Annotated in this window: 14 protein-coding genes; 9 read left to right on the forward strand and 5 right to left on the reverse strand. The window is 56.8% G+C overall.

Translation table 11 applies throughout. The features are described 5' to 3' along the window. Window positions 1–139: 139 nt before the first annotated feature. The gene (locus Q2B33_RS17105; protein ID WP_300783810.1) at window positions 140–1,273 is read right to left on the reverse strand and encodes a GntR family transcriptional regulator; all 1,134 of its coding nucleotides are present in this window, start codon (window positions 1,271–1,273) and stop codon (window positions 140–142) included. 337 nt (window positions 1,274–1,610) lie between these two features. Here Q2B33_RS17105 and Q2B33_RS17110 point away from each other — a divergent pair, with 337 nt between their 5' ends. The 8 genes from Q2B33_RS17110 (at window position 1,611) to Q2B33_RS17145 (ending at window position 13,876) form a co-directional block, all read left to right on the forward strand. Continuing rightward, window positions 1,611–2,570, forward strand: a complete 960-nt coding sequence (locus Q2B33_RS17110; protein WP_300783808.1) for a sugar ABC transporter permease — start codon at window positions 1,611–1,613, stop codon at window positions 2,568–2,570. A gap of 15 nt (window positions 2,571–2,585) precedes the next feature. After that, window positions 2,586–3,473 (forward strand): carbohydrate ABC transporter permease, encoded by an 888-nt coding sequence (locus tag Q2B33_RS17115; RefSeq protein WP_296464802.1) that lies wholly within the window; start codon window positions 2,586–2,588, stop codon window positions 3,471–3,473. Between the two features lie 141 nt (window positions 3,474–3,614). Then, a complete protein-coding gene (locus Q2B33_RS17120) occupies window positions 3,615–5,366 on the forward strand; it encodes a hypothetical protein (protein ID WP_300815547.1) in 1,752 nt (583 codons plus the stop codon). Between the two features lie 186 nt (window positions 5,367–5,552). Continuing rightward, window positions 5,553–7,832, forward strand: coding sequence for a hypothetical protein (locus Q2B33_RS17125; RefSeq protein WP_300783804.1), 2,280 nt, complete (start codon window positions 5,553–5,555; stop codon window positions 7,830–7,832). A gap of 233 nt (window positions 7,833–8,065) precedes the next feature. Further along, the gene (locus Q2B33_RS17130; protein ID WP_300783802.1) at window positions 8,066–11,197 is read left to right on the forward strand and encodes a glycoside hydrolase family 38 C-terminal domain-containing protein; all 3,132 of its coding nucleotides are present in this window, start codon (window positions 8,066–8,068) and stop codon (window positions 11,195–11,197) included. Between the two features lie 160 nt (window positions 11,198–11,357). Further along, window positions 11,358–12,110, forward strand: a complete 753-nt coding sequence (locus Q2B33_RS17135; protein WP_300783800.1) for an endonuclease/exonuclease/phosphatase family protein — start codon at window positions 11,358–11,360, stop codon at window positions 12,108–12,110. 195 nt (window positions 12,111–12,305) lie between these two features. Beyond that, window positions 12,306–13,604: an ATP-binding protein gene (locus Q2B33_RS17140; protein ID WP_300783798.1), complete on the forward strand. Its 1,299-nt coding sequence runs from the start codon at window positions 12,306–12,308 to the stop codon at window positions 13,602–13,604. A 59-nt stretch (window positions 13,605–13,663) separates the two neighbouring features. Beyond that, the gene (locus Q2B33_RS17145) at window positions 13,664–13,876 is read left to right on the forward strand and encodes a PD-(D/E)XK nuclease domain-containing protein (RefSeq protein WP_330623592.1); all 213 of its coding nucleotides are present in this window, start codon (window positions 13,664–13,666) and stop codon (window positions 13,874–13,876) included. Window positions 13,877–14,092: 216 nt separating this feature from the next. Here the strand turns inward: Q2B33_RS17145 and ybaK are convergent, their stop codons facing one another. Next, entirely contained in the window at window positions 14,093–14,593 is a 501-nt protein-coding gene (gene ybaK / locus Q2B33_RS17150; RefSeq protein ID WP_300783796.1) for a Cys-tRNA(Pro) deacylase, read from the reverse strand. A gap of 16 nt (window positions 14,594–14,609) precedes the next feature. After that, a complete protein-coding gene (locus Q2B33_RS17155; protein WP_300783794.1) occupies window positions 14,610–15,941 on the reverse strand; it encodes a DUF1266 domain-containing protein in 1,332 nt (443 codons plus the stop codon). 384 nt (window positions 15,942–16,325) lie between these two features. On the opposite strand from Q2B33_RS17155, the gene Q2B33_RS17160 reads away from it, so the two are divergent. Further along, on the forward strand, window positions 16,326–16,688 hold the full coding sequence (locus tag Q2B33_RS17160; RefSeq protein ID WP_300783792.1) for a hypothetical protein: 363 nt from the start codon (window positions 16,326–16,328) through the stop codon (window positions 16,686–16,688). Window positions 16,689–16,777: 89 nt separating this feature from the next. On the opposite strand, the gene Q2B33_RS17165 is transcribed toward Q2B33_RS17160, so the two are convergent. Together Q2B33_RS17165 and Q2B33_RS17170 are read right to left on the reverse strand one after the other, a co-directional pair. After that, on the reverse strand, window positions 16,778–18,511 hold the full coding sequence (locus Q2B33_RS17165; RefSeq protein WP_300573692.1) for an ABC transporter ATP-binding protein: 1,734 nt from the start codon (window positions 18,509–18,511) through the stop codon (window positions 16,778–16,780). A 5-nt stretch (window positions 18,512–18,516) separates the two neighbouring features. Next, window positions 18,517–18,876 (reverse strand): helix-turn-helix transcriptional regulator, encoded by a 360-nt coding sequence (locus tag Q2B33_RS17170; RefSeq protein WP_296473118.1) that lies wholly within the window; start codon window positions 18,874–18,876, stop codon window positions 18,517–18,519. Between the last annotated feature and the right edge of the window lie 193 nt (window positions 18,877–19,069).

The raw sequence follows: 19,069 nt of genomic DNA on the forward strand, positions 1-19,069 counted from the left end.
CCGCGAGGGTCAAATACCAAAGTGTCCGAAGGGCACTTTCTGCTCTGCAGCGTTGTAAGCTTGATGCCCCGTTGCTTGCCGCGGGGTATTTGATTATGCCGCCCAAAACGGCGCGCCCGGAGCGAAGGATCCGGCCCGCTCAGAACACCACCGAAGCGGTGGAGCGATAGACCTCCAGGGAGGGCGTGAGGACCTTGTGGTAGACACCCATATCATTCTGCTCCAGGCGCTTGCGCAGCAGCAGCCCCGCCTCCTGGCCCATCAGGCGCTCGGACTGGTCGATATGGGTATAAAAGTCAGGGTTCCTGATTTTGCTCATGGGCGAGTCGAAGGAAATCAAAGACACGTCCTTGGGAATGTCCAGTTTCAGGGAAGCGCACAGCTCGTCCAGATAGACGCAGGTATTGCACTCGGTGGCGATGAAGGCGGTGACCTTCTCATCCCTGACCAGGCGGCTTACCAGCTCCAGGTAGTAGGCGTCGTCATGGGCGTAGCCCACCTGCTCCACAATATGAATGGCGCTTTCCGGCATGTTCAGGCTCTCGGCGGTGTTCAGGACGCCGTCCAGCCGGCGCTTCACGGAGAAAGTGTTCCGGTTGGAGGAGGTGACGAAGGCGATGCGCTGGTGCCCCAGCTCGTACAGATGCCTGACGCACAGCTCTCCGGCCTTCTGGTTGTCCGCGATGACATAGCTGGTGTTCAGCCGGGGCAGATAGCGGTCCATGAGCACCAGCGGGTATTTCTGCAGATTCATCCACAGCAGCTCATTGCTGAAGAAGGGCTGGTCCTGGGGGAACAGGATGATGCCGGAGATGTCCGTCTCCATGCAGCGCTTCAGCAGATAGTTCTCCATCTGGGGATTCTGGCTCTGGAAGATATGGCAGATATATTCGTTCCGCGGGAAAGCCGACAGGACGCCGTTCATCATGGACATGGAGAACAGATCCGTGACCGTGGGCATGATGCAGGCGATTTCCGGCAGATGGTCAATGCTCTGGGCCAGCTCCTCCGGCAGCTTGGTCTCATTGGCCAGGGGCGGGGCCTCCTGGAGCCTGGACACAAAGCTTCCCTTGTTGGGGAAGCGCTCTATCACCCCTTCGCTCTTCAGCTCGCTCAGCGCCTTGGAGACCGTGATGCGGCTCACCTGGTAATGGTCCATGAGCTGGTATTCTGTGGGCAGCCTGTCTCCGGGAGACAGGAGATTGGTCTTGATCTGGTGCAGGATGTCTTCCTTGATTCTCTGGTACATGGGCTGGTTCATGAGATTCGCCATAGCGAGGCCCTCCTTTCTCGGTCCCCAATGGAATGTTTTTCTTCTAATATACTCCATTGCTATGACTTATGTCAAGTCAAATAGTTTGCTATGTTTGCTATGTGGAAAGTGCTATAAACACAATTCTGAAAACTGTAAAATATAACTAAAAATGGTTTGTGACAGAAAAAATATGTTGCGCTCTGTACAGCGATGTGCTATGATTGAGCAAGAAAGATATGACAAATGGCAAAATAGAAAATGCAAAATTATGTCAAACAATACATACAATGTCATGTCAAAATCAGGCCTCACAACCGGGCCTACATAAAAGAATGAGGAAAGGGATGGTGTGCGTATGGCAGGGAAGACGGCAAGGGCTGTATTGAGCCCGGAACAGAAAGCCTACAACAGGAAGAGGCTTTGGGTGGAGATTAAGAAACATTGGTTATTGTATGTGTTCATGCTGCCCTGTCTGCTCTCGATTATTGTGTTCGCTTACATACCGATGGGAGGCCTTACTCTGGCCTTCAAGAACTATCGGTTCGACTTGGGGATTTATGGCAGCGAATGGGCGGGGTTGAAGCATTTCAAGGCATTCATGACCTCCCCTGAGTTCTGGATCACCACCCGCAATACGCTGGTGATCAGTATCATGAAGATCGTCATCTGCTTCCCGGCCCCTATCATTCTGGCCCTGCTGTTGAATGAGGTGCGGGCGAAGAAATACAAGAGCGTCATACAGACCATGAGCTATCTGCCCAACTTCGTATCCTGGGCCGTGGTGGTGACGATCCTGACGGCAATCTTCTCCCCCTACGGCGGCATCTTCAACGATATCCGCAAGTCCATGGGACTGGAGCCCATCTTCGTGCTGGGAGAGAGGGGAGCGTTCTACCCGCTGGCCATCCTGACGGATATCTGGAAGAACGTAGGATGGGGCTCCATCGTATACCTGTCCGCCATCACCGGCGTGGATCAGGGGCTCTACGAGGCGGCCACCATCGACGGCGCCAGCCGCTGGCAGTGCACCTGGCATGTGACCATCCCGGGCATCGCCACCACCATCGGCATCATGTTCATCATGAGGATGGGCGGCATCCTGGGCGCGGACATGGATCAGCTCCTGCTGCTGCAGCAGCCCGCGAACCTGGAGCTTTCCCAGGTTCTGGACACCTACATCCTGCAGACAGGTATCCGGTACGGCAAGTTCGAGTACGCTACGGCCATCAACCTTGTCCGTTCGGTGATTTCCTTAGGGATGGTGACGATAACGAACCATCTGACGAACAAGTATGCCGAAATCGGATTGTGGTAAAGGAGGAGAGCGAAGATGAGAGAGACCAGAGGTCAGAAGATATTTAAGATATTCAACTATACATTCCTTGGGTTCCTGGGACTGGCCACGTTCTACCCGTTCTGGTACGTGCTGGTGGCTTCCCTGAACGAAGGGCGCGACTTCATGCGGGGCGGCGTGTGGTTCTTCCCCAGAGCCCTCACTTGGGAGAACTACGCCAAGGCGTTCAACGATGACAGGATTGCTCCCTCCCTGCGGATTTCGGTGTCGGCCACCCTGCTCGTGTTGGTGTTGAGCCTGCTGCTGACGGCGCTGGTGGCTTACGCCCTGACGGTGAAGACCCTGCCGGGGAGGAACATATTCAGCTTTTTCTGGTACTTTACCACGATTTTCAGCGGCGGCATGATTCCCTACTTCATGGTGCTGAGGGACCTGAAGCTGACCTCCAGCTTCTGGCTGTACGTCATACCCAGCCTGTTCAGCTTCACGAACTTCATACTGATGCGGGCGAACTTCCAAGGCATACCCTATGAACTGCGGGAATCGGCGCAGCTGGACGGGGCGGGAGATTGGACCATCCTCACCAGGATTTATCTGCCTTTGTCCAAACCGATTCTGGCCACCCTGGCGCTGTTCGTCGGCGTGGGCAAATGGAACGACTGGTTCACCGGCGCTTACTATCAGAGCCAGGCAAAGCTCTATCCTGCAGCCACGGTGCTGCAGAGGCTCCTTGCGGAGGCTTCCGCAGGCAGCCAGGTCAAGGTGGGACAGGAGACGGCAGCCGCAGGCGGCATGACCACCTACACCTCCCAGTCCCTGCAGATGGCGTTCGTCATGATCCTGACGATGCCTATCGTAGTGGTATATCCTTTCCTGCAGAAGTATTACGTGAAAGGCGTCATGGTCGGTTCTGTAAAGGGATGATCTGAATGTCCCTTTACCCGAAATATATGGTAGAAAACCAAAATAGAAGGAGGAAACAAGTTATGAAGAAAAAGGCAATGGCATTGCTGTTGTCCGCAGCCATGGCTGCAAGCGCGCTCACCGGCTGCGGAAGCGGAGACGGTGGGAGCAGCAGCGAGGCTTCAGGTTCCCAGGGGGGGGCAGGAAGAGTCCGGCACGGCGGGAGAAGAGTCCCAGGCTGGGGGAGAGGAGGCCGAAGAGTCCGGAGATGACGGACAGGCCGCGGCCGATGACGGAGAGTTCTATGTGGACGAGGACGGGAACAAGTATAAGAAGTTCGACGACGTCCAGTTGAAGATGCTGATCTGCTGGAACGGCGGATTCAAGACCGCTGACGACCAGTACAACAACGATGTGGCCAAGGCCATCCGCGACAAAATCGGCGTCACCGTAGAGTTCGAGGGCATCAACATGTCCGAGACGGAGAAGCTGAACCAGATCTTCGCCACCGGCGACATGCCCGACATGATCAATGCACCCTACTGGGGCGGCACGGCAGGCGAGACCGGCGTCATCAAGAAGGGCGGGAACGAAGGCCGTCTGATCGACATCAAGGATATGGTTCCCAACTATCCCAACATTGCGGATGCTTATGACATCGGTGTCATCAGCACCAAGTATCTGGAGAACGACATCGAGACAGAGAGCGGCGCCAGATATGTACTGCCCACCGAGGTGGCAGGCAGCAAAGAGGATATCGCTCTGTGGGGATATGGCGTATTCGTAAGAGGCGATGTGCCTGAGGCTCTTGGCGTGGACGTCTCCACCATCAAGACCTCCGAGCAATTGATGGATTTCATGAAGCAGGCAAGGGACTACGGCTTCAAGGATATCAACGGCAATGACTGTATCGTGGCTACCACCTATCACAATGGCTGGAGCTATGACGATTACGCCCAGAGCTTCAGCGAGAAGAAGCTGACCTCCTACGCGCTGGATGAGAACGGCAAGATGACTCATTTCAACCTGACAGAGGACTATGTGAACAAGCAGCTGTTCATCTGGGAGATGGTACATGAAGGCATTCTGGACAAAGAGTGCTTCACCCAGACCGATGACCGCGGCAAGGAGAAGGTGGGCAACGGCACCGCTCTGTTCTCCTGCGCACAGTACGGCATAACTGTGGATGCCACCAAGCTGACAGGCCTGTACGATACCCATCCGGAGATGAGATATATCCCTGTAGGACCTTTGAACTACAAGGACGGCTCTCCTCTGGTACAGATTGAGTCCGAAGGAAGAAGCGGCTCTCCTGCCATCGTATTCCCTACCACCTGCTCCAACATCGACGCTGCTCTGACCTGGCTGGACTACCTGAACAGCAAAGAGGGCACCAAGCTGATCTGCTACGGCTTTGAGGGAGACACCTACGAGCTGAACGAGCAGGGACAGCCCAGGATGAACGCCGACCTCACCGCAAGATATGCCGAGAACGCCGAGGCCGTAAAGGAAGAGCTGCGCGAGAGAGGCATCATGTACATGGCCAGCAGGACCTATGTGGCGAAGAAGAACAACCTGTGGTTCGGCGAGCCCGGACCTTTCGAGGCGGATGCACTGGATCCTTATGTGGCCGACTATCGGAAGCAGAGGCCTGCGGAAGTGATCCCCGGCTATGCGATCGATGCACTGGCTCCTGGATTTGAGGGATATGACGAGTTCTCCCAGTGGGCATTCGACGGTGAGAAAGAGAAAGAGTACAAAGAGCGCGCGTTCTTCGCTGATACCGAAGAGGAAGCAAGGTCCATCCTGGAGGATTATCAGGAGTACCTGAGAACCCAGGACGGCGGCAAGATGCAGGAGTTCCTGGACTACATGACCGAGGTGTCCACCAGCAGGGATGACATCGTATATTAATCGGCCATGGGTATCTGGACCGTCCCACAGACAGTTCCAGATAGTGTTCTAATATAGAAGAAATAATCAAAAAATCGAGAGGGTGCAGCTTAATAGGTCATATACGATTAAGATGCACCCTCTTGCTCTATAAGTCAGAGTATATAAGTCAAAGAAAGAGATCGGTCAAGGAAAGGGAGGCATATTATGGCATACATTCGAGAGAAGACAGAAGAGCTGACCGGTTACCAGGCAGGCGGGAGGTTCCGTCCCTCCGTGGATCTGGACTGCGATTTCGTCATAGTGTACGGAATCGACGATACCATGCCGGAGCGCATCCGGGAGTACAGGGAGCGGGGCTATGTGGTGCACCTGATGACAGGCATCGCCTGGGGCGAGTACCAGGACTATCTGGACGGCAAGTGGGACGGCAGGAAGCACTGGGACGAGGGCCAGGTGCAGCGGGACGGCGCGGGGGTGAACCACAATCCCACAGTGCCCTACATGGTCCCCACGGTGGCGTTTTCGGAGTACCTGACGGAGCGGATGAAGATTGCGGTGGATGCCGGGGTGGAGGCCATCCATGTGGAGGAGCCGGAGTTCTGGGACAAGAGCGGGTATTCGGAAGCCTTCAAGCGGGAGTATGAGATCCATTACAGGGAGCCCTGGAGGCCCCAGCACGAGGATCTGGACGTGCGCTACAAGTCCGCCAGGCTGAAAGCGTACCTGTACTGCCGCACCATCGACAGGGTCAGCGCGGCCCTGAAGGAATACGCCAAGGTGAAGTACGGGAAGAGCTTAAGGTTCTATGTGCCCACCCACAGCCTCCTGAACTACACCCAGTGGAAGATCATGAGCCCGGAGGCGGCGCTGATCGGAATCCCCTCCGTGGACGGCTACATCGCCCAGATATGGACGGGCACCAGCCGGGAGGCCAATGTCTATGAGGGAGTCTACAAGGAGCGCACCTTCGAGACGGCTTACCTGGAGTACGGCGTGATGCAGGAGCTGGTGAAGGGGACGGGGCGTAGGATGTGGTTCTTAAACGATCCCATAGAGGATCTGGCAGGCTATACCTGGGACAATTACCGCTACAATTACATCAAGACCGCCACGGCCTCCCTCCTCCATCCCCATATCTGGCATTATGAGATCTGCCCCTGGCCCCACAGGGTCTTCGAGGGGAAATATCCCAGGCTCCAGCCCAGGATAGAGGAGAAAATCGAGGACAGCATTGAGACGGAGGAATCCAAGCCGATTCCTCAGACTTACGCCACCCTGCTGTCGGGCATGTTCCAGCTCTTCGGGGATATGGAACAGAAGGACATCGCCTTCGAGGGGGACGTGCCCGGCGTGGGGCTGTTCATGTCGGACAGCGGCCTGTTCCAGCGCACCTTCCCGGACGGGATCGTCACCGGGGAGCCCATAGAGGAGCGGTTCCGCAGGGCCCTGCACAAGAATTCCGGCAATGCGGTGGACGAGGGGCAGGCGGCGGCCCTGATGCGGGAGATTGAGGCGGACGATTCCATGATGAAGGACTTCATCCAGAGCCCTGCCTTCCCCCAGTTCTTCGGCATGGCTCTGCCCCTGGTGAAGTACGGCCTGCCCGTGAAGCCGGTGCAGCTGGACAATGTGAGGCGGTTCGCGGGCTATCTGAACGATTGCCGCTTCCTGATCCTGAGCTACGAGTACATCAAGCCGGAGGCGCCGGACGTGAACGCCTCCCTGATCTCCTGGGTGAGGTCCGGCGGCACATTGCTCTACATCGGGGACGGCAGCGATCCCTTCCACGGAATCTCCTCCTGGTGGAGACAGTCGGGCTATGAGAACCCGGCGCAGCATCTGTTCGAGATGGCTGGGATGGAGCGCAGCCCGAAAGACGGCGGATACGCCCTGGGCCAGGGCCGGATTCTGGTCTGGAACATGGTGCCCGCCAGGCTGTGCCTCGCCAAGGGGCTTGCGGACGAGTACAGGGAGCTGGTGAAGGACGGGCTGCGGGGCCTTGGCGCGGACTGGCAGTACCGCAACGACCTGACCCTGCACAGAGGGCCCTATATCATCTCCGCCGTCATGGACGAGAGCATAAGCGCCGAACCCAAGGTCTTCCGGGGACTGTATGCCGACATGATGGAAAATGATTATCGAATTATCGATAATAAAGAGATCGGGCCGGACGGGAACGCCATCCTCTTCGACTTCTCGAAGATCGAGCAGGAGAAGTTCCGGGTCATCGGCACTTCCGCCAGGGTGCAGCGGGCAGACCTGACGGACGGGAGCGTGCGCATGCGCTTAAAGACCGCGGATAAGATTCGGGCATTCACCAGAGTGCGCCTGCCCGAAGCGGTGACGGAAGTGAGCGCGGTGGACGAGGACGGCAGGGAGGTAAAGGTATCCGCGGAATGGGACGAGGCGACCCAGACGCTGCTAATCTCCTACGACAGCGAGGCCAAAGCGGTGGAAGTGACGGGGAGATATGGTAAAGGCTGAGCTTTTCAACATACAGTATTTTTCTGTGCCGTACAGGAAAATATTTGATTGCAGACAGGTATGGAGTGTGCTATTCTTTTACTATAAAAGTCCCTGCGCCATTCTGGCACCGCGAAGTGTTTTTGCGCTTCCCAGACTTTTAGGTATGGTGGTGCGGCTGGCTGCATGGGAGTTTAGGAAAGGGATTGCAGACGCGACTTTTTCAAAATTATATGTTATAAAGGAGAGACATCATGAAATTAGTACATTCTGAGTGGAAGGACAGGGTCAAGCACTGGATGCGCACCCTGAAGGACGATCTGTATGAGCCCCTGGGAGAGATTTCCTGGGAGGCTTTCCCCACCATGGAATATCTGACGCCGGAGGAGGCTCAGAAGGGGCCTTTCCAGCCGGTGAGCCCGGGCTTCACCTGGGGACATGAGTGGGAGTATTGCTGGTTCAGGGGGAACGTCACCCTGCCGGAGCAGGCGAAGGGCCAGCGGATCGTGATGGACTTAAGGCCCCAGGGAGAGTCTGCGCTGTTCGTGAACGGGAAGGCCTTCGGAACCTTCCGGGCCTCCTGGGTGAACGAGCCCCATCACTTCATAGAGGACAATGCCCTCAGCGCCTGCGCCCAGGGCGGAGAGCGTTATGACATCCTGATGGAGACCTATGCGGGCCATTTCATGCCCGAGGCCCCTACGGGAGGCTGCACCACAGGCCCCGTGCTGCCCGGCGCATTTGAGGATACGGCGGAGGAAGGGAAGCGGCGCGTCCTGGGGAAATGCACCTACGGCATCTGGAATGAGGACGCCTATCAGCTGTACATGGATGTGGCCACCCTCAGCGCCCTGCTGACGACTCTGGACGAGACCTCCCTGCGGGCGGCGAAGATTGCCAAGGCTCTGCAGGAGTTCACCCTGATCGCGGATTTCGAGCAGCCCAGGGAGGGACGAATCGCTTCCTATAAGGCGGCCAGGGAGGCCCTGCGCCCTGTGATGGAGGCCAAGAACGGCTCCAGCGCTCCCGTCTTCTACGCCGTGGGCAATGCCCATCTGGATCTGGCGTGGCTCTGGCCCATGGCGGAGACCTACCGCAAGACCGAGCGCACCTTCGCGGCCCAGCTTCGCTTGATTGAGGAGTATCCGGAGTACAAGTTCATCCAGAGCCAGCCGGCTTCCTATGAGATGTGCAAGAAGTATTATCCCGAGCTCTTCGCCAGGATCAAGGAGGCGGTGAAGGGCGGCCAGTGGATCGCGGACGGCGCCATGTGGGTGGAGCCGGATACCAACATGGCCAGCGGAGAAGCGCTCATCCGTCAATTGGTACACGGAAAAAGGTATTACAAGGAAGAATTCGATGTGGACAGCAAGGTGCTCTGGCTGCCCGACACCTTCGGATACACAGCGGCCCTGCCCCAGATCCTGAAGGGCTGTGGCGTGGACTATCTGGTGACCCAGAAGATATTCTGGTCCTACAATGAGGGGGACCAGTTCCCGTACCATTACTTCACCTGGGAGGGCATGGACGGCAGCCAGGTGGTGTCCTTCCTGCCCACCAGCTATACCTACCGCACGGATCCCATCGAGGCCAACAATATCTGGAAGAACCGGACGCAGATGCAGGATCTGGACGCTTTCCTGATGCCCTACGGATACGGGGACGGCGGCGGCGGCCCGGCCAGGGATTACATCGAGTACGCCAAGCGCCAGGAGGACCTGGAGGGCAGCGTGAAGGTGAAGATGGCAGGCCCCATGGAATTCTTCCAGGATATGGAGAAGGAGGGCGGCCCGGTGAACACCTACGTAGGAGAGCTGTATTTCAGCGCCCACAGGGGGACCTACACCTCCCAGGCGGCCGTGAAGAAGAATAACCGCCGCAATGAGCTGGCCATGAGGGAAGAGGAGTTCTGGAGCAGCTTAGGTATGGGCCGCGGCCTGGATTATGACCTGGCGAAGGCGGATGCCCTGTGGAAGGAGCTGCTGCTGCACCAGTTCCATGACATCCTGCCCGGCTCCAGCATCGGACGGGTCTACGTGGAGGCGAACAAGGCCCATGAGGCGATCCATTCGGGCGCGGAGGAGCTGCTGAATCAGGCGATTGACGCGCTGACGGAGCGGAAAGAGGAAAATGCCGTGACGGTGTGGAACTCCTTAAGCTTTGACCGGAAAGCCCTGGTGGAGCTGCCCGAGGCCTTTGCCCAGGGGGCGAAGACTGTGGAGGGCCAGGCAGTGCCCGTGCAGAAGACGGCGGAGGGCGTGAAGGCGGTCGTGGACATCCCTTCCTGCGGCGCGGTGTCGCTGGTGCCCGCAGAGGCCGGGGCTTCCGGGGATGGCGCGAAAGCGGCTGTGTCCGTGAAGGAAGAGGGAGACGGCTATGTGCTGGAGAACAGCCAGGTCAGGGCGACTGTGGACGGCAGGGGCGAAGTGGTGTCCTTTGTGCTGAAGGAGTCCGGCAGGGAGTACGCCGCACAGCCCATGAACAGGTTCCGCCTGTACAAGGATGTGCCCCGCCTGTTCGACGCCTGGGACATCGATTCCAACTATATCCTGCAGGAGGTGAAGGCCGCCACCGAGGTATCGGTGGAGAAGGTGGGCGAAGGCCTGGAGGGTGTGGTGAAGGTGTCCGGCAGAATCAGCGAATCCGGCTTCACGCAGTACATCCGCCTGGCCGCGGACAGCAGGAGGCTTGCCTTCGAGACAGAGGTGGACTGGAAGGAGCTCCACAGGCTGCTGAAGGTGTCCTTCCCGGTAGACGTGTACGCGGAGAACGGAATCAACGAAATGCAGTTTGGTTATGTGGAACGTCCCGCACATCGCTCCAGGCTCTACGACAAGGACAGGTTCGAGGTGTGCAACCACCGCTACAGCGCCCTCTGCGACGGCTCCCACGGCGCGGCGGTGCTCAACGACTGTAAGTACGGCATCAGCATGAACGGCAACGCCCTGGAGCTGACCCTCCTGCGGGCCGCCGCCTGTCCTGAGATGCGGGCGGACAACGGGCAGCATTCCTTCACCTACGCCTTCACGGCATGGGAGGGGCCATTTGTCGACAGTGACGTAGTCAGACAGGGCTATGAGCTGAACGTGAAGCCTGTGGTGAGCAAGGGGGCAGTGGATCGCTTCAGCGCCGTGACCGTGGATAAGGCCAATGTAATCCTGGATACCATGAAGCCCGCGGAGGACGGAAGCGGCGACATTGTACTGCGCCTCTACGAGGCCAAGAAGGCGGCGGCAAAGGCGGAAGTGAGCCTGCAGTTCGGCGCGGCGAAGGCCTATCTGTGCGATATGCTGGAGAACATCATCGAGGAAGTGCCTGTGACGGACGGGAAGATCGTCCTGCCGTTCAGGGCGTTTGAGATTAAGACAGTCAGAGTGAAACGGTAAGACTGTGAAACAGTAAAGCGAAAAGTGAATCTATAAATAAGCAAAAAGCGAATCCTCCGGTCATGCCGGAGGATTTGCGCAGCAAAGGAAAACTATGTGCTGCCGCGTCTTGGCAGCGCGTGACGGGCGGCACATAGTTTTCAGACAGGGAGATGACAGGATGAAGATAGCGACTTTTAACATACGATGCGATTATGGTCAGGACGGAGACAACAATTTCCGCTACCGCAAGCCGCTGATTTTAGAGAAGCTTGCGGAAGAAAAGCCGGACATCGTCTGCTTCCAGGAGGTGCTGCCCCATGTGGCGGCCTGGCTGAAGGAGGCGCTCTCCGGGTATTATGTGATCGGCTGCGGGCGCAGCGAGACCCTGGAGGACGAGCAGGCGGCCATCGCCTACCGCAGGGACGCATTCAACCTGATCCAGATGGAGACCTATTGGCTGTCGGACACGCCCTATGTGCCCGCCTCCCGCTATCCGGACCAGAGCATCTGCCCCAGGGTGACCACGGAGGCGGTCTTTGAGGAGCTTGCCACGAAGCAGGTGTTCCGGGTGGTGAACACCCATCTGGACCACGAGGGAGCCGGGGCCAGGGAACAGGGCATGCGGCAGATTATGGAGAAGCTGGGCCGGGCTGCGCTTTTCGCCGACGCACCCGTCGTCATCACCGGGGACATGAACGCGGAGCCGGACAGCCGGGAGATGGGGATAATCAGGGAGTATCCCTCCTATACCAATGTGACGGAGGGGATTGGCATCACCTACCATGGTTATCTGCGGACAGAAGCGCCATGCTCCATAGATTATATTTTTGTAAAGGGCTTTGCCTGTGAAAAAGTGGAGAAGTGGGAGGATGAAAGGGGCGGGGTGTTCCTTTCCGACCATTACCCGGTGTGCGCCGTGCTGCGGCCTTAGGGCATCCAGAGACTATCTTTAGGCCAGGGATTTGCCTCATGGATGGCCTGAAAAAGTGCAATAATCGGGATGGGAATCCTCCGAAAAAGTGCAATTTTCATATCTTATATCCTCCGAAAAGATGCATATTTCGTTGACAGCAGGGAAAGCTGACCGTATAATAAAAGAAAAACAGACCATTGGCAGGTGACGGATATGCTGAAACGGAAGATTTACGACAAGCTCCTGGACTGGAAAAACAGGAAAAGCCGGGAGTGCCTCCTGGTGCAGGGGGCCAGGCAGATTGGGAAGACTTTCATCATCGAGGAGTTCGGGAGGAGAGAGTATGAAAGCTATGTGTATCTGAATTTCTACCGGAATCCGGAGCACAAAAGGATATTTGAAGGCTCTCTGGAGGCGGAGGAAATCTACAAGAAGATATCGCTGTATGTCAGGAATGTCCGGTTCCTGGAAAAAGAGACCCTGATTTTCCTGGACGAGATTCAGGACTGTCCCAATGCCAGGACAGCGCTGAAATTCCTGGCTATCGATGACCGGTATGATGTCATCGCCTCCGGCTCTATGCTGGGACTCTGCTATAAGGAGATGGCCTCGATTCCCGTGGGCTATGAGCGGTCCATGGAAATGTACTCCCTGGATTTCGAGGAATATCTTTGGGCCGTGGGCCGGACTCCTTCGGCCATCCAGGCGCTGCGAGGCTTCTTTGAGAGGAAGGAGAAGGTGGATGCCGGAATCCATGAGCATTTCATGACGCTGCTCCGGGAATACCTGGTGGTGGGAGGGATGCCGGAGGTGGTCAATACCCTTCTGAAGACGAACAATTACCAGGAAGTCCACGCTACACAGAAGAAAATCATGGAGAGCTACAGAGAGGACATCAAGCATTATGCCACTGCGGCCAGCAGACAGAAGATCGGCGAGTGCTATCTGTCCATACCCCGGCAGCTTGCCAAGGAATATACGAAATTCCAATACAAGATAGTCGGCAAGGAGGGGAACGCCCGCCGATATGAAAACTGCCTGAACTGGCTGGTGGATGCCGGAATGATCAAGCTGTGCGTCAATGTATCCACGCCGCAGTTCCCCCTTGTGGCCTACGAAAAACCGGATCAGTTCAAGGCCTATGTGACGGACATCGGCCTGCTCGCCTCTCTCTACGGCTATGACACCCAGGCCGCTCTGTTGAAGGACACGCTCACAGGCCCGGCCAAGGGCGGCATCTACGAGAATCTTGTCTTTGACATGCTGACGAAGAGGGGCCTTGGACTGAATTATTTCAAAAACGATAAAAATACCCAGGAAATCGAATTCCTTCTGGTGCGGGACGGCGCGGTGATTCCCGTAGAGGTAAAGTCCAAGCGTGGGGCCACGGTGTCGCTGAACCATTTCATGGAGGAATTTGCGCCGCCCTATGCCTATAAGCTGGTGGCGGGGAACGTGGGGGTCAGCGATGCAAAAATTACGCTGCCGCTGTATATGGCTATGTTCCTCTGAGGGCGGAAGCTATGGATTCTGCTTTCGGATTTTGCTCTTGCCGGTTTTGCGAGTAGCCGCTGAACCGGGAGGACAACGCTTTTATCCTGGAATTCAAGGTGCACAATCCGGGGAAAAAGGGCGAGAAGACCCTGGAGGACACGGTACAGGCGGCCCTGCGGCAGATTGAGGAGAAGCAGTATGCCGCAGGCCTCCTGGCAAAGGGAATCCCCGAGGATAAAATCCGCAGGTATGGATTTGCCTTTGCGGGGAAGAAGGTTCTGATTGGCTGAGGGAATTGGCTGACATGCAATGAGTATCCTGCCGCATTCAACGGCTCAGCGGCAGGATGACAAGCCTGTCTCGATGTCGGATGTGTTGTAGAGCGCAATGTCCTGCCTGGGGCTTTTCTTTTTGGTAGGTTTTCGCCTGCCATACATGTTCGGAAATCCAGTATTTACAAAGGCCTGTGGGCTCTGGCTGCCTGCCGGGGGCAGTAAGGACCGCCCTCAATGCCGGATGATATCCGCGAATTCCGCTCCTGTCGCCCGGGCCAGATCCTGCGGATCCAGCTCCAGCTGGGAGCCGATGCGCCCGCCGCTGACGATGATTTTCTCCAGAGCCTGGGCGGAGCTGTCGATGCGGGTCACGTACTGCTTCTTCATGCCCACTGCGGTGCAGCCGCCGCGGATGTAGCCGGTGATCTTGTTGATGTCCTTCACATGGATCATCTCCACGCTCTTTACGCCCACGCTCCTGGCGGCGGCCTTTAAGTCCAGCTCCTGCGCCACGGGTATCACGAACACGTAGTAATCTCTGGGTTGCTTTTCACCCCTGCTTCCTGACGTCACCAGAGTCTTGTACACCTTCTCATAGGGCAGGGAGAGCATGTCCGCGATCTGCAGGCCATCGGTGAACTCATCGCATTCATAAGTCAGGTGCGCATAGGGAATCTTCATGGATTCCAGTATGCGCATGGCATTCGTCTTGATTTCCTTTGTCTTTGCCATGATGACCGCCCCTCCCTTACCACTCTTTCGTAAGCTCGATATCCCACCCAAGAGCAAAAGGGCCGTTCACCTGGGATTCCATGTCGCGCACCAGCTCCGCGCGTTCCCCGGCGCTGCTCTCCGGATCTGTCAGAGACTCCTCCGCCCAATAGGAATAGCCGTAGAGATAGCTCTGGTTAAAGTCCTCCCAGGAGCCAAAGAGCTCTTTCGCCTTCAACGCCGCCTCCAGGGTCTTGTCCAGCGCCTCCTCATAGGTGCAGTAGCCGGACGCATAGCCGAAGCCCATGATGGTTCCCACCCGGCTTAAGTCCCAGGCAGCGATGGCGCTCTCTCCATAAGCAGCCCATGCGTCATAAGCCGCCAGAAGGCTGATGTATGTCCCCTGATCCAGGTTCTGCCCGGTCAGCTTCGCGTCAAAGGCATCCCGGTCCGTCTCGCCCAGGCCTCCGTATTCCTCCAGGAGCTTTAGGGCATCCGGGTTATGCATTCCGTTTATCAGGCTATCCGCCGTTTCCATCAGGGCGGCAGTGTTTTCTATGCCCCAACTGGAGGACAGGGTCTCCTGAGCCTGGGATGCCAGGGATTCAAGGGTGCTTTCGTCCGCCCCGCCCTCTTTCAGCGTATGGTAGGTCTCCCGGAGGCTGGCTCCGTTCGCGGTGTCCAGAACCGCCGTCATGCCGTTAAGGAAATCCTTGGTGCCGCCCTGCGCGGAGGTCTCGTCCAGAATCTCCAGGGCGATGACCTGCTTCGCATCCTCCACATCGTCGTCATTTCCTATTACAAATACAGAATAATAGCTGTTCTCCGTCTCCAGATAATAGCCGTAGGCCTGCCCCCTGGTGGTTCCATGCTTGACCACGCTTTCCCTGGCGAGGCAGCCCAGTGCGCCTTCGGCGGCGGGAGCGTCCGCATCCGTCCAATCCGCCGTTATGCCGGAACCCTTCATCAGCAGATTCGCGATATAGTCCGCATAATCCTCCAGGCTTTCCATGCTGCCGGGATTTCCGGAGACATTGGACTTAGGGGTCTTCACGCAGAAAGCGCCGAACCCCTTCCTCTCGGAATCGTTCTCCAACATCATTACATCGGATCCCGCCAGGACGGGAGCCTCCGTCTGCGTAAAACCCTCGAGCATGATTACCTGATAGGATCCGTCCGAGGACGCATATTCCTGGGAGGCCGGGAGATTCTCCGCATCCGTGGACTCCTCCTGTGCGGCGTCTCCCCCGGAACTCTCGGATGTAAGGCCTATGGCTTCCTTTAAGTCATTGAGATTTCTGATATCCCCACAGGCCGTAAGCGTTAGCCCAAGGATGATTGCCAGCAATAATGCACCTTTTTTTCTCATGCGCTTCATACTCCTTCTTTCTATATACATGCATGCACAATACATACACAAGGACAAGCTTCAGATTAGTCTTCCCTACTACAGCTGCCCGTTGACGATTGTACCATATCCTGATTCAAATTTCCACGCTTTTTTCTTGTAATTCATGCCCACCTATGGTAAACTGGTTACAGGCAAAGAATTCAAATCTTACATCTCAAAAGGCCGGACAGGCCTTTTCTGTAATACCTGACAACAGCCCCGCGAAAGGCGGCCTGTTGTATCGAACTTCTTGCTGGGCGGGAGCCTGTATCCAACGGAACACGAACTCCATAACCGAAAGCAGGAAGGGCGGATTGCATGACCTTTCCTGCGAATCTCATCTTCGAAAGGAAAGGGGACAGAATGGAAAAGGAAAAGACAAAAAGGACAGAGGAGGCCGTTGTGGAGGAGATTCTAAGCTGGGCAGGAGACGGGGAGGATGACATGGCATTCAAGTATAACATCATCAGGGCCTTTGAAGATGAAAGGGCTGAAGGAAAGGAAGAAGGAAAGAACCTAAAGCTGATAGGCCAGGTCAGAAAGAAACTCTCCAAAAACATCTCCCTGGAAGAAACCGCGGATATGCTGGAGGAGGAAACGGCTGCCATCGCGCCGATCTACGACTTGCCCAAGAGCCATCCTGACTGGGAGGATGAAAGGATATGCGCTGGACTGGTGAAGCCGGAAAGCCAGGCTCCAGAGCGAGGTACAGATGTAAGCTTGTAGAAAAGGGCAGAGCAGCCGCATAAGCAGGAGACCGCCTGGCCCCATAGGGAGGCGCTCCTGCGATGCGGCTGTTCTGTCATACCGGAGAACTATTCAAAAAAGTCATTCTCCCGAAACTGTAGGGAGTAAAGCTGGCTGTATGTGCCGCCCGCCTCCATCAGCTCCTCATGGGTGCCCCGCTCGGTGACGCGGCCGCCTATGACTACGGCAATCTCGTCAGCATTGCGGATGGTGGACAGGCGGTGCGCCACCACCAGCGTGGTGCGCCCCTTGCACAGCTCGTCCAGGGCCTGCTGGATGAGCACCTCCGTGGTGTTGTCCAGGGCGCTGGTGGCCTCGTCCAGGATCAGTATGGCCGGGTTCTTCAAGAACACCCTTGCGATGCTCAGGCGCTGCTTCTGGCCTCCGGAGAGCTTCACGCCCCGCTCGCCGATCTCCGTATCGTACCCCTTCTCCAGGGTCATGATATAGTCGTGGATGTTGGCGCGCCTTGCCGCCTCGTACACCTCCTCCTGGGTGGCATCCGGGCGGCCGTAGAGGATGTTCTCCCGGATGGTGCCCACGAAGAGGAACACGTCCTGCTGGACGATGCCGATGTTCCTGCGCAGGGACTCCATGGTCAGATGGCGGATGTCGCGCCCATCGATCAGGATGGAGCCGTCCTGCTCCTCCAGCTTATAGAAATTGGGCAGCAGGTGGCAGAGGGTGGTCTTGCCGCCGCCGGAGGGGCCCACCAAGGCCAGCTTCCTGCCTTTCTCCAGCCGCAGGTTGATGTCGTGCAGGACTTCCTTGGAATCGTCGTAGGCGTAGGTCACGTTCCTGAATTCGATGACGCCCTGGACATCTGTCAGATCCTCCGCGTCCGGCGCATCCTTTTCCGGCTCCGCATCCATGATTTCCAGAAAACGCTTGAAGCCGCTGACGCCGTTCTGGAACTGCTCCATGAAGCCGATCAAAGTGTTCACGGGATTGATGAACAGGTTCACGGACACGATGAAGGTAGAGTAATCGCCGAAGGAAATCCGGCCCGCGTACAGGAACAGGCCGCCCGCAATCAGGATGAACACATTGAAGATATCCGTCACGAAAGCGGTGGAGGAGTGGAACATGGCCATGGCCCGGTAGGCCCTGCGGGAAGCGTCCACGAACTGCCTGTCGCCCTCCCGGAACTTCTCGATCTCCCGCTTGCTGTTGGTGTAGGCCTTTGTCACGCGGATGCCGGTGACGCTGCTCTCCACCGCGGCGTTGATGGTGGCATTGCTCTTGCGGCGGTCGTCAAAGGCGCGGCTCATTGCCTTGCGGAAGTGCAGGGTCACCACCACCAGAATCGGTACGCAGGCGAAGATGATCAAGGTCAGTATAGGGTCGATCATTACCAGGTAGACGAAGGACAGGATGATCATCACGGAGCTGATCAGCAGGTTTTCCGGGCCGTGGTGGGCCAGTTCGCTCACCTCGAATAGGTCGCTGGTGATCCGGGTCATGATGCGGCCGGTCTCGTGGTTGTCATAGAACCGGAAGGGCTGCTTCTCCAGATGGGCGAACAGGTCCTGGCGCATCTGGGACTGCATCTTCACGCCGATGACATGTCCGTAATACTGCACGAAATACCGCAGCGCCATGCGGATGATGTACAGGGCCAGCACGATCAGGCCCGCGGCGACGATGGTGGTATACATTTTCTCCGGGATATAGATGTTGAGCATCTTGTTGGTGACAATGGGGTACACCATGCCGATTACGGAGATCAGCAGGGAGGCCAGCATGTCCAGGGCCAGCATCTTTTTGTGCGGCTTATAATAGTAGATAAAACGTTTCAGCATGTCTTTCAGGTTTCCTTTCCTCTTTTTTCCGGTGGTACGTAGGACTTGCATTTCAGGTATTCCGATTCCGGGCAGCCGATAAACGTGCCGCCACAGGGCCTACGCTCCGTGTCCCGTAGCTGCTCCAGCCCAGCGATGACTGCGCCCAGGGCCTCCTTGTCGAGGCGGTAGTGGGTGTAATAGCCCCTCTTGACCCCCAGCACCAGCCCCGCCTCCCGCAGGACCTTCAGGTGCTGGGACACCGCGGATTCCGACAGGCCGCTGCGCATGGCCAGGGCACGGACGCAGTAGCCCCGGCTGGACATGAGCTGCAGGAGCCGGAACCGCCTGGGCTCGCCCAGGGCTTTCAGGATTTTGTCATCCATGGTCGGTCCCCTCCGATCTTATTTTTCTATAATCACGTATTATAACATACTAATTTAATTTAGCAAGAACTAAATTATAAAAGTCCTGGAAAATTGACAGCAGGGACGAAAAAAACCATAAAAATGTTGATTTTACGTTGATAAGGAAGTATTTACAACAACTTATCATCAACGCTGACAAACAGGGTGCAAG

Source organism: uncultured Acetatifactor sp. (genome assembly GCF_948601915.1).
Lineage (GTDB): Bacteria > Bacillota > Clostridia > Lachnospirales > Lachnospiraceae > Acetatifactor.